This window comes from Pseudomonas sp. S2_C11 (genome assembly GCF_054668395.1).
The window spans coordinates 1535471-1550951 of record NZ_CP162765.1 but is presented as its reverse complement, the minus strand read 5'-3'; the positions used below and the strand labels follow the sequence as shown (position 1 = coordinate 1550951).

Sequence of the window (15481 nt, the reverse complement as noted above, 5' to 3'; positions counted from 1 at the left end):
ATGCAAGACCATTTAATCGAGATCCGCGACCTGCGCGTCGCCTTCGCAGGGCAAGAAGTGGTGCACGGTGTGAACCTGGATATTCGCCGTGGCGAGTGTCTGGCGCTGGTCGGCGAGTCCGGCTCGGGCAAGTCGGTGACGGCGCATTCGATCCTGCGCCTGCTGCCTGGCCAGAGCGTCAGCAGCAGCGGCGCGATTCGCTACAACGGCGTGGATTTGCTGCACGCCAGCGAACAGCAGATGCGTGGTTTGCGCGGCAATCGCATTGCGATGATTTTCCAGGAGCCGATGACTTCGCTGAACCCGCTGCACACGGTGGAAAAACAGATCAGCGAAGTGTTGGAAATCCACAAGGGCCTCAAGGGCCGCGCCGCTCGCGCGCGGACCCTGGAGTTGCTGGAGCTGGTCGGTATTCGCCAGCCGTTGCAGCGACTCAAAGCCTATCCGCATCAACTCTCTGGCGGGCAGCGGCAACGGGTGATGATCGCCATGGCATTGGCCAACGAGCCGGAATTGTTGATTGCCGATGAACCGACCACAGCGCTGGACGTGACCGTACAGCAGAAGATTCTTGAGCTGCTGATCGAGTTGCAGCAGCGCCTCGGCATGTCGCTGTTGCTGATCAGCCACGACCTCAATCTGGTACGCCGGATCGCTCAGCGCGTGTGCGTAATGCGTCAGGGCGTGATCGTTGAACAGGCCGATTGCGAGACGCTGTTCCAAGCGCCGCAACACTCCTATAGCCGCTTGTTGATCGAAGCGGAACCGAGCGGCGCGCCAGTGCCCAGTGAGTACGAGCACAACCTGCTGGAAGTCGATGATTTGAAGGTGTGGTTTCCCCTGCCGAAAAAACTCTTCAGCCGCCAGCAGGATTACATCAAAGCGGTGGACGGCGTCAGTTTCACCCTGCAACGCGGCAAGACCCTGGGGATTGTCGGCGAGTCGGGTTCGGGCAAGTCGACGCTGGGCCAGGCGATCCTGCGCCTGGTCGAATCAGAGGGCAATATCCGTTTCGGCAACAAGCAGTTGAGCCTGCTCAATCAGCGTCTGATGCGGCCGTTGCGCCGGCAGATTCAGGTGGTGTTTCAGGACCCGTTCGGCAGCCTCAGCCCGCGCATGTCAGTGCAGCAGATCATTGCCGAAGGCTTGCTGACCCATGGTATCGGCAGCGAGGCCGAGCGCGAGGCAGCGGTGATTCGCGTGCTGGAGGAAGTCGGCCTCGACCCGCAAAGCCGCCATCGTTACCCCCACGAGTTTTCCGGCGGCCAGCGCCAGCGCATCTCCATCGCCCGCGCACTGGTGCTGGAACCGGCGCTGATCCTGCTCGACGAACCGACGTCGGCGCTGGATCGCACGGTGCAGAAGCAAGTGGTGGAATTGTTGCGCCAGTTGCAGATCAGGCATGGGCTGACCTATCTGTTCATCAGCCATGATCTGGCGGTGGTACATGCTCTGGCGCATGACTTGATGGTGATCAAGGATGGCAAGGTGGTTGAACAAGGCTCTTCGCGGGAGATTTTCGCTGCGCCGCAACATCCGTATACCCAAGAGTTACTGAAGGCCTCGGGCCTCAAGCCTGATGAAGAACCCTGTGGGAGCTGGCTTGCCAGCGATGGCGGTGTATCAGAAAAATCGATGTCTGCTGACACGACGCCATCGCTGGCAAGCCAGCTCCCACAGGTATAGAGGTGATCCAAAAATATTTTTCCGGCACTGCATCCAATCGCCTCCGTCACGGGTAGTCCCTGTAACAGCCCACTCTGGTGCTGTAAGCGCCCTACCCTTTTCGGAGAATCATCGGATGAACATCACCCAGCTGATTGGCTTCACCGGTTTGCTCGCCTTCACCGCGACCACCTTCGCCCAGAGCAGTTATCCCGACGCGATCAAGGTGCCGGACGGGCACAAGATTGCCCTGGAAACCACCGGGGTTGGCGAGATCACCTACGAATGCCGCGACAAACCCAATATGGCCGGGCAGACCGAATGGACCTTTGTCGGCCCGAAAGCGGTGCTCAATGATCGCAGCGGCAAACAGGTCGGCACCTATTTCGGCCCGCCAGCGACGTGGCAAGCCAAGGACGGTTCGAAAGTCACCGGCACGCAACTCGCCGTGGCACCGTCGAGCCCGGGCAACCTGCCTTATCAACTGGTCAAGGCCAATCCGGCCGAGGGCAAAGGCGCGATGACCGGGGTCAGCTATATCCAGCGTGTTGCGCTCAAGGGCGGCGTCGCGCCGGGCAGTGAGTGCACCATGGCGAACAAGGGCAAGCAGGAAGTGGTGAAGTACCAAGCGGATTATATTTTCTGGGCGGCGAACTGATATCCGGAAGCAGTGCACAATCCTGTGGGAGCGAGCCTGCTCGCGAAGACGGAGTGTCAGTCGCCTTATTACTTTCTGACCCACCGCATTCGCGAGCAAGCTCGCTCCCACAGGGAACCATGCCTCTGGATGTTTGGGAAATGTGAGCTAGATTGCACCCCATGCCTTTACCCGAATCCGTTTTCGATTACGAAGCCCGCCTCGCCGCCTGTGCCCGAGGCGAGCGCGCGGCTTTGCGCGATTTGTATGTGCAGGAAGGCCCGCGCCTGCTCGGTGTGGCCAAGCGGCTGGTGCGCGATACGGCGCTGGCGGAGGACATTGTGCATGAGGCATTCATCAAGATCTGGCACGGCGCGGCCGGGTTCGACCCGGCGCGCGGCTCGGCGCGGGGCTGGATGTTCAGCGTGACCCGGCACCTTGCCTTGAATCAGTTGCGCAAGCAAAGTCGGGAAACGCCGTTCAGCGAAGAACATGAGGCAGCGGCGCCTGATGAGCTGGCCGATATTCACTCGGCGCGCATTCATCGCTGCCTCGAACAACTGGAACCGCAGCGGCGCAGCTGCATCCTCCATGCCTACGTCGACGGTTACAGCCACGCGCAGATTTCCGCGCGCCTCGGCACGCCGCTGGGCACGGTCAAAGCGTGGATCAAGCGCAGCCTCAATGCTTTGCGGGAGTGCATGGGATGACCGGCGAATCAGCGCAGGAACGGGATGAACTGGCCGGCGAATACGTGCTCGGCACCTTGTCGTTCGAGCAGCGCATCGAGGTGCAACGGCGGCTGCCGAACGATCCTGAGTTGCGCGCGGCAGTCGACGCATGGGAGCGACGTCTGCTGGAGCTGACCGATCTGGCCGAACCTCAGCAACCCTCGGCGCAGTTATGGTCACGTATCGAGCGCAGTCTCGAACGGCTTACGGTGAAGAAGCCGCTGACCTCGTGGTGGAATCTGCTGCCACTGTGGCGTGGCCTGAGTGCGGCGGGCCTGGCTGCGACGCTGATTCTGGGCGCGATGCTACTGACCCAGACTGCGCCGAAACCGAGTTATCTGGTGGTGCTGGTGGCGCCGCAGGACAAGGCGCCGGGCTGGGTGATTCAGGCGAGCAATGCGCGGGAGATCCAGTTGATTCCGCTGGGGGTGGTCGAGGTGCCGGCGGACAAGGCGCTGGAGTTCTGGACCAAGGCTGACGGCTGGTCGGGGCCGGTGTCATTGGGACTGGTCAAACCGGGGCAAGCGTTGTCGGTGCCGCTGGACAAGTTGCCGCCGCTGCAACCGAACCAGCTGTTTGAGCTGACGCTGGAAGGCGCCAATGGCTCACCGATCGGCAAACCGACCGGGCCGATTCAGGCGATCGGGCGTGCGGTGAAGGTGCTCTGAGGCTCTGCTACGCGGTTGTCCGCAACCATCATCGACGTCGATGTTCACCATCACGGCAATGAAGTTCTCATAAAAAATTCCGGGCGTAACATCAGCTCCATACCAACCAACAACACCCCGGAGCACACCATCATGAAACGCCAGACTCTTCTCAGCATCGCTTTCTCGGTTTTCGCAGTTAACGCTTTCGCTGCCACCCCGGCGCACACCATGATCGCCGAAGGCGGCTCGGACAAACTGATCGAAAGCCGTCTGGCTGAAGGCGGTTCGGATCGTCTGATCGAACGCCGCGTTGCCGAAGGTGGTTCCGATCGTCTGATCGAACGCCGCGTTGCCGAAGGTGGCTCTGATCGTCTGATCGAGCGCCGCGTTGCCGAAGGTGGTTCGGATCGTCTGATCGAACGCCGCGTTGCCGAAGGTGGTTCGGATCGTCTGATCGAACGCCGCGTTGCCGAAGGTGGCTCTGATCGTCTGATCGAGCGCCGCGTTGCCGAAGGTGGTTCGGATCGTCTGATCGAACGCCGCGTTGCTGAAGGTGGCTCGGATCGTCTGATCGAACGCCGTGTTGCCTGATGCATCACTGCAAGCGCAACACCGCAGAGAAACCCGGCTCCCGCAGCCGGGTTTTTTATGTCTGCGTGTTTTATCCGGCCTTCGCCATGCAGCGCTTGTAACGCTCGTCCACGCGTTTGGCGAACCAGGCTGTGGTGAGTTTGCGAGTGATCTTCGGACTCTGCAGCACAATCCCCGGCAATACCGCGCGCGGTAACGCCTTGCCTTCGGCCCGCTCCGCCAGTTCGAACACGCGCTGATAGAGTCTGGTCTCTTCGAATTCCAAGGTTTTGCCCTTCTCCAGTTGATCGCGAATCGTCGGGTTGCGCATGCCCAGCGACTTGCCGAGGGTGCGCACCGCCAGTTCGGTACTGCCGGGCATGATCGAGTCGTAACGAATCAAGTCGCCGTCCAGGGTCAGGGGGATGCCGGACGCGCGGCTGACCGCATTCTGAAACGCGGCATTGCGACTGGCGTACCAGCCGGCGTTGAAATCGGCGAAACGATACAACGGCTCGCGGTAATTCACCGGATACCCGAGCAAATGGGCGATGCCGAAATACATGCCGCCGCGCCGGCTGAACACTTCACGGCGGATCGTGCCGTCCACCGGGTACGGGTAATCCTTGGCGTGCTCCTCGGCGAATTCGATGCTGACCTGCATTGGCCCGCCGGTGTGCACCGGGTTGAAGCCGCCGAACAGCGTGCGGCCCATCGGCACCATGCCGATGAAGTCGTCGAAAATCGCGCTCAGTTCCTTTTCACTGCGCGCCGCATTCAGACGCTCGCTGTAGGTCTTGCCGTTGGGCGAGCGCACTTGCAGAGCGCCGCTGACCAGTAGGCTGGGGATGTGCACCTTGGCGGCGCGGCGGTCGATTTCGTCGCGGGCGATCTTGCCCAGCCCGGGCACCGTCGGGTCGGCCTGGAAAGTCGATTCCTGCTCGGCCACGGCCAGTACCGAACACAGATTCTGCGTGGTGGTGTTGATGCCTTGCGCGGCGAACGCGGCGTAGATGTCCGTGGCCCAACCCTGACGGTCGGCAGTTTTCGCCGGCAACAGCCGAACGATTTCAGCCTTCACTTCGGCCGGCGGACGCGGCGCCGGTTCGTTGCTGCGCTGGCTGGCGCAACCGGCGAGCAGTAGCACGGCGCCGAGAGTAATGAGTAATCGCATGTTGCTCCATCCAATCAAATTAGCCACAACACCATACACAACCCCCGTAGGAGCTGCCGCAGGCTGCGATCTTTTGATCTTGCTTTTTGCAGATCAGATCAAGATCAAAATCAAAAGATCGCAGCCTTCGGCAGCTCCAACACGCTGATGACAAACTGATTGCAAAACGTTACTGCGAAACCCTATCATTCGCGCCTGGAGTCGCATTAGCGCAAGGAGTTCCGCGCCGCCCTTATTTTTCTTTGGCCGCTCGCCTCCAGGATCTGACATGCCCGCTTCAGCTCGACTCGGCGCTCCATTTCGCCCGACTTTGCTTGCCCTGCTGTGCTCCCTGACCGTTACCGCCCACGCCGCTGAAGACAACAGCAAAGCGCTGATGCTCGACGACGTCAACGTCAATGCCCAAGCCCCGACACCCAACGCCCTGCCCCCGGTCTACGCTGGCGGTCAGGTTGCGCGCGGCGGCCAGTTGGGCGTGCTCGGCAATCAGGACATGATGGACGTGCCGTTCAGCGCGGCGTCCTACACCGAGCAATTGATCCAGGATCAGCAGGCGGAAAACGTCGCCGATGTACTGCTCAACGATTCCTCGGTGCGCCAGGCCTCGGGCTTCTCCAACCAGGCGCAGGTCTTCATGATTCGCGGCCTGCCGCTCAATGGCGACGACATTTCCTATAACGGCCTGTACGGCGTGTTGCCCCGGCAGATCATTTCCACCGATGCGCTGGAGCGCGTGGAAGTGTTCAAAGGCCCCAACGCTTTCATCAACGGCGTAACGCCGACCGGCTCCGGCATCGGCGGCGGCGTCAACCTGCAACCCAAGCGTGCCGGCGACGTGCCGCTGCGCCGTTACACCACCGACATCAACAGCGAGGGCCGCATCGGTCATCACTTCGATATCGGCCAGCGTTTCGGTGAAGACAACCGCTTCGGCGCGCGGGTCAACCTGTCGCAGCGCGAAGGCGACACCGGCATCGATCACGAGAACCAGCGCTCGAAACTGTTCGCCATCGGCCTGGATTATCGCGGCGACGCGCTGCGGGTTTCCGGTGACTTTGCCTATCAGAAGGAACGCGTCAACGGTGGCCGCAGCTCGGTCAACCTCGGCACCGCCACGCACATCCCGGACGCGCCATCGGCGGACACCAACTACGCGCCGAAATGGGGTTACACCGACATCGAAGACACCTTCGGCATGCTCCGCGCCGAGTACGACCTCAACGACAACTGGACCGCCTACGCCGCCGGTGGCGCCAAGCACACCCGTGAAGTCGGGCGCTATAACTCGACCACGCTGGTCGGCAACAGCGGCGCCTCGTTCACCACCGGCTCGTTCGTCCCCCACGATGAGGACAACACCAGCGTCATGGCCGGCCTCAACGGCAAATTCAACACCGGGCCAGTCAGCCACAAGCTGAATTTCGGCCTGACCGGGATTTGGGCCGAGCAGCGCAGCGCTTATGACTTCGACCTGACCCGTTACTCCAACAACATCTATCACCCGATCACCCCGCCGGCACCGGTCGGCAACTTCTCTGGCGGCGATCTCAACGATCCGGGCATCGTCGGCAAGACCTTCAACCGCAGCGTGGCGATTTCCGACACCCTCGGGTTCTTCGACGATCGCCTGCTGGTCACCGCCGGTCTGCGTCGTCAGCAACTGGTGGTGCAGGGTTACAGCTACGCCAGCTACGGCAGCGGCCCGCGTTCGTCGAGCTACGACGAATCGATCACCACGCCGGTGTACGGCATCGTGTTCAAGCCGTGGGAGCATGTGTCGTTCTACGCTAACCATATCGAAGGTCTGGCCCAAGGGCCGACTTCGCCGACCAGCTCCGGCGGTTTCCGTGTCACCAACGGCAACGAAGTCTACGCACCGAAACGCTCCAAGCAGACCGAACTGGGCGTGAAAGTCGACATGGGCACCTATGGCGCGAGCCTCGGTGTTTATCGCATCGAACAGCCAAGCGACGGCTACTGCGAAATCAACAGCGCCACCACCTGCACCTACGTGCGCGAAGGCGAGCAGATCAACAAAGGCGTGGAGATGAACGTGTTCGGCGAGCCGATCGACGGCCTGCGCCTGATCAGCGGCCTGACCCTGATGGACACCGAACTGAAGAACACCCTCAACGGCGCCAACGACGGTAACCACGCCATCGGCGTGCCGACCTTCCAGTTCAACGCTGGCGTGGATTGGGACGTGCCGGGCCTGCAAGGCGTTGCGCTGAATGCGCGGATGCTGCGCACCGGCGGACAATACGCCGACGCAGCGAACAACCTCAGCCTGCCGACGTGGAACCGCTTCGATGCCGGCGCGCGCTATGCGTTCAAGGTGTCGGAGAAGGACGTGACCGTACGGTTCGGCGTCGAGAACCTGGCGAACAAGAAGTACTGGGAATCGGCTCAGGGCGGCTACCTGACCCAGGGCGAACCGCGAGTGGCGAAGTTGTCGGGGACGATCGACTTCTAAGCGTCATCGCGTCGCAGAAAAGGCCCCGCAGCTTCACGGTTGCGGGGCCTTTCTGGTTTTTGTGGTGCTTGACCGGACGCTTCGCGAGCAGGCTCGCTCCCACACTGGAATGCGTCCCCTGTGGGAGCGAGCCTGCTCGCGAAGAGGCCGGAACTGGCGACCTGATCCATACTTGCTGCACAGCCACAGGAGGACAGCCCCATGAACCGCAGCGACGTGCTGATCATCGGCGCCGGCCCGACCGGTCTGGTCCTGGCGCTGTGGCTGAGCAAACTCGGCGTGCGCGTGCGCATCATCGACAAGACCGCGGCGCCAGGCACCACTTCCCGTGCTCTGGCCGTGCAGGCACGCACCCTTGAGCTGTATCGCCAACTCGACCTCGCCGACACCATCGTGCGTCGCGGCCATCAGGTCGCGGCGGCGAACTTCTGGGTCAACGGCAAACCGGTCGCGCAGTTGCCCCTCAAGCGCATCGGCGAAGGCCTGACGCCCTACGCGTTTGTCGAGATTTTCCCGCAGGACGAGCACGAACGGCTGTTGCTCGAACGCCTCGAAGATTACGGCGTCAGTGTGGAGCGCAATACCGCACTGGACAGCTTCGAGGAAACCGGCGACACCCTCACCGCCCACCTGCGCCTGCCCGATGGCCGGCGGGAAGTTTGTCAGGCCTGCTATCTGGCCGGTTGCGACGGCGCCCGTTCGGTGGTGCGCAAAGCCCTCGACACCGACTTCCCCGGCGGCACCTATCAGCAGATTTTCTACGTCGCCGATATCACGGCCAGCGGCCCGGCGCTCAATGGCGAGTTGCATCTGGACCTGGACCAAGCGGATTTTCTCGCGGTGTTTCCACTGGCCGGCGAAGGCCGCGCGCGACTGATCGGCACGGTGCGTGACGAACGCGCCGAGCGTGCCGAAACCCTGCAATTTGCCGACGTCAGCAGCCGCGCCATCGAACACCTGAAAGTGCATATCGAAGACGTGCACTGGTTCTCCACCTACCGCGTGCATCACCGCGTGGCCGAGCACTTTCGCAACGGCCGGGCGTTTCTGCTCGGCGATGCCGCCCATGTACACAGTCCGGCCGGTGGCCAGGGCATGAACACGGGCATTGGCGATGCAATCAATCTGGCCTGGAAGCTCGCCGCCGTGCTCAGCGGTGGTGCCGAACCGAAACTGCTCGACACCTACGAAACCGAGCGCATCGCCTTCGCTCGCCGACTGGTCTCCACCACCGACAAGGTCTTCAGTTTCGTCACCGCGCAGGGTCGCATGGCCGATCTGCTACGGATGCGTGTGGCGCCGTTTCTGCTGCCGAAAATGGCCGGGTTCGAAGCCAGCCGCGAATTCCTGTTTCGCACGGTCTCGCAAGTCACCCTCAACTATCGCGGCATGCCACTGAGCCAGGGTGAAGCCGGCCACGTGCACGGCGGCGACCGCTTGCCGTGGGCGCATGATGGCGAAGGGGATAATTTCGAACCGCTACGGCAGCCATGCTGGCAGGTGCATGTCTATGGCGACACCAGCGACGAGATGATCGCCTGGTGCGCCGAACACCACTTGCCGCTGCACGTCTTCGACTGGCGCCCGGCGTTCAAAACGGCGGGGTTGGGGCGCAACGGGTTTTACCTGCTGCGGCCGGATACCTATGTGGCGATTGCCGATAGCAGCGCCGATCCGAAGGTGATCGAACGCTACTTCCTCGATCACGGCATCCGGCCTTTTCAGTGACCTTCACACTTTGTTGGCCAGCCATTCGTCGGAAAGACCTGAACACCTGTCAACTCTGACAGTGGACGCATTGCGCAGCGCCACCTCTAATCATTGCTCACCGTTTTCAAGGAGCAATCAAGATGGAACTGTCCACCGCAGAACAAGTGCAAGACATAGAGGTCACTGGAACATTAAACGCACTGTTCGAAGTCGCCGACCACCAACCTTTAAATGCTGCTTTGATCGAGTTGCGTTCAACCCAGCGGGTAAAATATGAGTTCCGAGGGAGAACGGAGGCCAACGACAGGTCTTTTATATTTCAAATTTTCAGCGATCTGGAAGATGGAACATATGAAATACCTTCGACCTACTACCAGTACGCCGCATTCTACTTTGCAAATCATGCAGGTTGGACGTACGCATCGCCCAATCAATCAATCTTGCATCTAACGATTTCTGAAAATAAAACTCGTTTCAGTGGAGTAATCAAAGCTGATTTCGATCCAGTCGAACACAAAACTGGTGCTTCAACGCTGTATGTCACTGCGTCGCTAGGTGTCAAACTCAGCAAAGCTCTTTTCTGATAAAAATCGAATCATGGAGACGATCGCAACCTGACGCCTCTGCCTACAAGGAGCAACCATTCCATATAGGCAATGCTGCAAGTTGCGATTCCTTTCTCAGATCCCCGCCAACGCCAGATCCATCGCAAAGTAAGTGAAGATCAGATCCGCCCCCGCACGCTTGATTGCGCCAAGGCTTTCGCGGACCACGCGATCCTCATCGATCGCCCCAGCCTGGGCGCCGAACTTGATCATCGCGTACTCGCCGCTGACCTGATACGCCGCCAGTGGCAGGTTCGAGGCCTGGCGGATGTCGCGGATGATGTCGAGGTAAGCACCGGCCGGTTTGACCATCAGCGCATCGGCGCCTTCCTGTTCATCAAGCAGCGATTCGCGCAGGGCTTCGCGGCGGTTCATCGGGTTCATCTGATAGCTTTTGCGGTCGCCCTTGAGCGCGCTGCCGCCAGCCTCGCGGAACGGGCCGTAGAGTGCCGAAGCGAATTTGGTCGAGTAGGCCATGATCGGAATCTGCGTGAAGCCGGCAGCGTCGAGCGCCTGGCGAATCGCGCGCACCTGGCCGTCCATCGCCGCCGACGGCGCAATCACGTCAGCACCGGCGCGGGCGGCCGCTACGGCTTGTTTGCCGAGGTTGATCAGGGTCTGGTCATTGTCGACTTCGTGGTTGTGCATCACGCCGCAATGGCCGTGATCGGTGTATTCGCAGAAGCAGGTGTCGGACATCACGATCATTTCCGGCACGGCGTCCTTGGCAATGCGCGACATGCGCGACACCAGACCGTCTTCGCGCCAGGTATCGCTGCCGTTGGCATCGAGATGATGGGACACGCCAAAGGTCATCACAGACTTGATCCCGGCACGGGCATAGCGCTCGATTTCACTGGCCAGTTTACGCTCGGGGATGCGCTGCACGCCGGGCATGCTGGTGATCTGCACGAAGTCGTCGATGTCTTCCTCGACGAAGATTGGCAGGACCAGATCGTTCAGGCTGAACTCGGTTTCCTGGAACAGACTGCGCAGGCTCGCATTGCGGCGCAGACGGCGGGGACGTGCTTCGGGGAACTGACTGGACATGGGGCCTTTCCTGAAAACAGCGGATGAGACGAAAGTCGTAGGGGGCGAAGCTTATGCCTTGCGGCGGGTGCGGGACAAACCTGGATCGATCAAGAGAGCGTTACCGGGCTTGTAATAATCCTGCATGTACATTTCAAATTCCTGTGGGAGCTGGCTTGCCAGCGATGGCGGCAGGTCAGTCACCAATGAGGTTGACTGTGCTGGCTTCATCGCTGGCAAGCCAGCTCCCACAGGGGGCATGTGTACAACTGAAAGTCAGGATGGGATGGTCAGGCCACGAATGACGGCCGGGCGAGCTAGAAACCGCTCCAGCACTCGGGTGACATTGGGGAAATTCTGAATGCCGACCAGATCCCCGGCCTCATAAAACCCGAGAAGATTGCGCACCCACGGGAACGTGGCGATGTCGGCGATGGTGTAGCGCTCGCCCATGATCCAGTCGCGGCCTTCGAGGCGAGTGTTGAGCACATTCAGCAGGCGTTTGCTCTCCTCGACATACCGATCGCGTGGACGCTTGTCCTCGTAATCCTTGCCGGCGAATTTGTTGAAGAAACCGAGCTGGCCGAACATCGGGCCAATGCCGCCCATCTGCCACATCAGCCATTGGATGGTCTCGTAGCGCAGCGCGCCTTCCTGAGCGAGCAGCTGGCCGCTCTTGTCGGCCAGATAAATCAGGATCGCGCCGGATTCGAACAGCGGCAGGGGTTTATCTTCCGGGCCATGCGGGTCGAGGATCGCCGGGATCTTGTTGTTCGGGTTCAGCGAGAGAAATTCCGCCGAGGTCTGGTCGTTGGTGTCGAAACCGACGCGGTGCGGCTCGTACGGCAGGCCGATCTCTTCGAGCATGATCGACACTTTGACGCCGTTGGGGGTCGGCAGGGAGTAGAGCTGAATCCAGTCCGGGTACTGCGCCGGCCATTTCTGAGTAATCGGGAATGCAGACAGATCGGTCATTGGAAGCATCCAGTCACAAATTGAAAACCGATCATAAAGTAGGCCTGCCGCTGCGCCTACACGAACCGTAACATCCTGTCGCTAACCTGCCTGCATGCCCGCAAAGGTTGCCGTTAGAGTGCTGCGCACTGGCCCGGATCGAACCAAACGGGCATTACAGGACTCTGAGTTATGCCTTTCTCGCAGAGGAAGCTGTTTATGACAGGGAAACACCCGGTGCTGGGAGCCCGCGGTGCCAAGGTTTGTCAGCCTTAACCGATTTTGCTGAAGAACCCTCGAATTGATGACGAACCTGATGAGTTTCGCCAAACGTTTCAAACATCGCGCGTACGTGGCCCTGCCCTCCCTGCTGGCAGTCAGCGCGCTTTTTCTGTCCCTCGAATCCAGCGAAAGCCGCGCCCAACCGGCGGACGGCACACAGACGCTGGTGTTCCTGCGCCACGCGGAAAAGCCCGAAGGCGGCCTCGGCCAGCTCAACTGCCAGGGCCTGAACCGCGCCATCGACCTGTCGACGCTGCTGCCGGAAAAATTCGGCAAGGCCGATTACGTGTTCGCCGCCAACCCGACGCGCAACGTCGAGGAAGGCGAGCTGGACAATTCCTACAGCTACATTCGTCCGCTGATGACCATCAGCCCGGCCGCGATCAAGCTCGGCCTGCCGGTGAACATCGAGTTCTCCGCCAACGACACCAGCGATCTGGCCCGCGAGCTGCTGGACGAGAAGTATCACAACTCGACGATCTACACCGCCTGGTCCCACGGTTATCTGCCGGATCTGATCAACAAGGTCGCCGGCAACGCAGTGGGCGAGCGACAAAAGATCACCGATGACTGGGCCGGCGATGACTTCGATTCGCTGTATGTGCTGACCCTGAAGTGGCACAACGGCAAGGCCAGTTTGCAGAGCCACATCTACAAACAGGGACTGGATAACGGCAAGGACACTTGCCCGACCTGAGTTTGTATCGCCTGACCTTGCGTCTTCGCGAGCAGGCTCGCCCCCACAGGGAAACGCATTTCAACTGTGGGAGCGAGCCTGCTCGCGAAGAGGCCATCCGCTTGCGCCTCAAGCCTTCTGACTCACCCTCGCGCGCAAATACTCGATCACCGCCTGACGCTCCCCGGCAAACTCGATCCGCCCGCCCTTCTTCTCGCGCTGGAATACATACATCGGGTCGTAGTACTCACGCAGCAAACCCTCGATCCAGCCGCGATGCAGGTCCACCGCGCCGCTGCGGCCCTGCTCGGCCAGCGCCTGTTCCATCAATGCCAGCATCCGCGAATGGCGCTCACCGCCGAGGCGTTTCTGTACGTTGTTGAGGCTCTCCAGCAGACGTTCGGAAAACAGCGCAAAACCGTTTTCGCCGTGCAGCGAGGCAAATTCCGCCGACAGATCGATGACGTAATCACGCAGGATCCGCTCGACACGATCCTCGAAACGATCTTCCAGCCAGACCATCGGGTACTGCTGCATGCCCTGATACAACGTCAACGGCAAGGCGCAACTGCCGACCACACGGCTCTCGTCTTCGAGCACAAACTGCTCGATCCCAGCATCGCGTTTCTTCAGAAAGTCGATGGCCAGGCGATTCTCGAAATCGATGTTCGACGGCTGCCCGGTGGCGCGTTTGCCGAAACTGGAGCCGCGATGGTTGGCGTGGCCTTCCAGATCCACACCGTTGCGCAACTGCACCAGCACTTCGGTCTTGCCGGTGCCGGTCATGCCGCCGAGCAAAACGAAATCACACTGCGCGACGGCCTGCTCAAGGGTGTCGATCAAAAAGCTGCGCATCGCCTTGTAGCCGCCGCCGACGCGCGGATAGTCGATGCCGGCCTCGTCGCGCAACCATTGCTGGGTGATCTGCGAGCGCAAGCCACCGCGAAAACAATACAGATAACCATCGGGATGAGCCCGGGCGAACTCGGCCCAGGCCTGGATGCGCTCGGCCTTGACTGCGCCGGACACCAGTTGGTGGCCCAGCTCGATTGCCGCCTGCTGGCCATGCTGCTTGTAGCAGGTGCCGATCTTCTGCCGCTCCAGATCATTCATCAGCGGCAGATTGACCACGCCGGGGAACGCGCCTTTGTGAAACTCGACCGGCGCGCGGACATCCATCATTGGCCGGTCGTTGAGGAAAATGTCGCGGTAGTCGGTGCAGTCGCGGAGCATCAAATCACCTCGACCGCGTTCGTCTGTCGCTCAACCAGTTCGCCGATCGGCGCAAGGCTCAGGCCCAGTTCGGCGGCGACGCCGAGGAACTCGGCATTACCTTCAGGCGTGACCGCAATCAGCAGACCGCCGCTGGTCTGCGGATCGCACAGCACGCGTTTGTGCAACTCCTGCACGCGGCCAACCTTGCTCGAATAGCTGTCGAAGTTGCGCAGCGTACCGCCCGGCACGCAGCCCTGATCGAGGTAGTACTCGACGCTGTCCAGACGCGGCACGCGGTCATAGGCGATGCGCGCGGTCAACTGGCTGCCGTCGGCCATTTCCACCAAGTGCCCGAGCAGGCCGAAACCGGTGACGTCGGTCATCGCCGTAACGCCGGCGAGTTTGCCGAAGCGGCTGCCAGGCTTGTTCAGGGTGCACATCCAGTCGCGGGCGACACCGACGTCGGCGGCGCGCAACTTGCCCTTCTTTTCGGCGGTGGTGAGGATGCCGATGCCCAACGGTTTGGTCAGGTACAACAGGCAACCGGCGGTAGCGGTGTCGTTGCGCTTCATGTGGCGCTTTTCCACAAGCCCGGTGACGGCGAGGCCGAAGATCGGCTCCGGCGCATCGATCGAATGCCCCCCCGCCAACGGAATGCCCGCCGCGTCGCACACCGAGCGACCGCCACGAATCACTTCCCGCGCCACTTCCGGCGCCAGCACATTCACCGGCCAACCGAGAATCGCGATCGCCATCAACGGATCGCCACCCATCGCGTAGATGTCGCTGATCGCGTTGGTTGCGGCGATGCGGCCGAAATCGAACGGGTCATCGACAATCGGCATGAAGAAATCGGTGGTCGACACCACACCGCGCTCGGCATCGATCGCATACACCGCCGCGTCATCGCGCGATGCGTTGCCGACCCAGAGTTTTGGATCAAGGTTCTGTGCGCCGCTGCCGGCGAGGATCACTTCCAGCACCTGTGGGGAAATCTTGCAGCCACAACCGGCGCCATGGCTGTATTGGGTCAGACGAATCGGCTCGCTCATGGGAGAGTCTCTGGCAATGAATGGGGCGGATTCTAGCAGAGCGCGAGAGCGCAGATTT

14 protein-coding genes are annotated in these 15481 nt (G+C 61.0%); 9 read left to right on the top strand and 5 right to left on the bottom strand.

Translation table 11 applies throughout. The annotated features are described in order from the left end of the window. The 5 genes from AB4N48_RS07150 (at position 1) to AB4N48_RS07130 (ending at position 4274) form a co-directional block, all read left to right on the top strand. Positions 1-1686, top strand: coding sequence for an ABC transporter ATP-binding protein (locus AB4N48_RS07150; protein ID WP_460095037.1), 1686 nt, complete (start codon positions 1-3; stop codon positions 1684-1686). A 115-nt stretch (positions 1687-1801) separates the two neighbouring features. Next, positions 1802-2323, top strand: coding sequence for a DUF3455 domain-containing protein (locus tag AB4N48_RS07145; RefSeq protein ID WP_016775383.1), 522 nt, complete (start codon positions 1802-1804; stop codon positions 2321-2323). 161 nt (positions 2324-2484) lie between these two features. Continuing rightward, positions 2485-3012: a sigma-70 family RNA polymerase sigma factor gene (locus tag AB4N48_RS07140; RefSeq protein WP_252878565.1), complete on the top strand. Its 528-nt coding sequence runs from the start codon at positions 2485-2487 to the stop codon at positions 3010-3012. Beyond that, the gene (locus tag AB4N48_RS07135; RefSeq protein ID WP_252867914.1) at positions 3009-3701 is read left to right on the top strand and encodes an anti-sigma factor; all 693 of its coding nucleotides are present in this window, start codon (positions 3009-3011) and stop codon (positions 3699-3701) included. Before AB4N48_RS07140 ends, AB4N48_RS07135 begins: the two co-directional genes overlap by 4 nt. Before the next feature lie 132 nt (positions 3702-3833). Further along, complete coding sequence (locus tag AB4N48_RS07130) at positions 3834-4274, top strand: phage infection protein (RefSeq protein ID WP_071172976.1); 441 nt, start codon at positions 3834-3836, stop codon at positions 4272-4274. A gap of 70 nt (positions 4275-4344) precedes the next feature. Here the strand turns inward: AB4N48_RS07130 and AB4N48_RS07125 are convergent, their stop codons facing one another. Continuing rightward, on the bottom strand, positions 4345-5427 hold the full coding sequence (locus AB4N48_RS07125; RefSeq protein ID WP_315435410.1) for a DUF1615 domain-containing protein: 1083 nt from the start codon (positions 5425-5427) through the stop codon (positions 4345-4347). Between the two features lie 268 nt (positions 5428-5695). Here AB4N48_RS07125 and AB4N48_RS07120 point away from each other — a divergent pair, with 268 nt between their 5' ends. The 3 genes from AB4N48_RS07120 to AB4N48_RS07110 all read left to right on the top strand — a co-directional run bounded on the left by AB4N48_RS07120 (position 5696) and on the right by AB4N48_RS07110 (position 10194). Further along, positions 5696-7900 (top strand): TonB-dependent receptor, encoded by a 2205-nt coding sequence (locus AB4N48_RS07120; RefSeq protein ID WP_150741207.1) that lies wholly within the window; start codon positions 5696-5698, stop codon positions 7898-7900. 201 nt (positions 7901-8101) lie between these two features. Next, positions 8102-9628 (top strand): FAD-dependent oxidoreductase, encoded by a 1527-nt coding sequence (locus AB4N48_RS07115; protein WP_460095036.1) that lies wholly within the window; start codon positions 8102-8104, stop codon positions 9626-9628. A gap of 122 nt (positions 9629-9750) precedes the next feature. After that, positions 9751-10194, top strand: a complete 444-nt coding sequence (locus tag AB4N48_RS07110) for a hypothetical protein (RefSeq protein WP_252867917.1) — start codon at positions 9751-9753, stop codon at positions 10192-10194. A 96-nt stretch (positions 10195-10290) separates the two neighbouring features. Here the strand turns inward: AB4N48_RS07110 and hemB are convergent, their stop codons facing one another. Beyond that, positions 10291-11265 carry a porphobilinogen synthase gene (gene hemB / locus AB4N48_RS07105; protein WP_150634882.1) on the bottom strand — a complete coding sequence of 325 codons (975 nt, stop codon included), beginning with the start codon at positions 11263-11265 and terminating at the stop codon, positions 10291-10293. Positions 11266-11520: 255 nt separating this feature from the next. Beyond that, positions 11521-12219 (bottom strand): glutathione binding-like protein, encoded by a 699-nt coding sequence (locus AB4N48_RS07100; RefSeq protein WP_122611212.1) that lies wholly within the window; start codon positions 12217-12219, stop codon positions 11521-11523. A 283-nt stretch (positions 12220-12502) separates the two neighbouring features. On the opposite strand from AB4N48_RS07100, the gene AB4N48_RS07095 reads away from it, so the two are divergent. Continuing rightward, positions 12503-13177, top strand: coding sequence for a hypothetical protein (locus tag AB4N48_RS07095; protein ID WP_041477219.1), 675 nt, complete (start codon positions 12503-12505; stop codon positions 13175-13177). 108 nt (positions 13178-13285) lie between these two features. Here AB4N48_RS07095 and mnmH read toward each other — a convergent pair whose 3' ends face one another. Both mnmH and selD read right to left on the bottom strand, forming a co-directional pair. Then, the gene (mnmH, locus tag AB4N48_RS07090; protein WP_073471374.1) at positions 13286-14389 is read right to left on the bottom strand and encodes a tRNA 2-selenouridine(34) synthase MnmH; all 1104 of its coding nucleotides are present in this window, start codon (positions 14387-14389) and stop codon (positions 13286-13288) included. After that, on the bottom strand, positions 14389-15423 hold the full coding sequence (gene selD / locus AB4N48_RS07085) for a selenide, water dikinase SelD (protein ID WP_073471375.1): 1035 nt from the start codon (positions 15421-15423) through the stop codon (positions 14389-14391). The genes mnmH and selD overlap by 1 nt, the downstream gene beginning before the upstream one ends. Between the last annotated feature and the right edge of the window lie 58 nt (positions 15424-15481).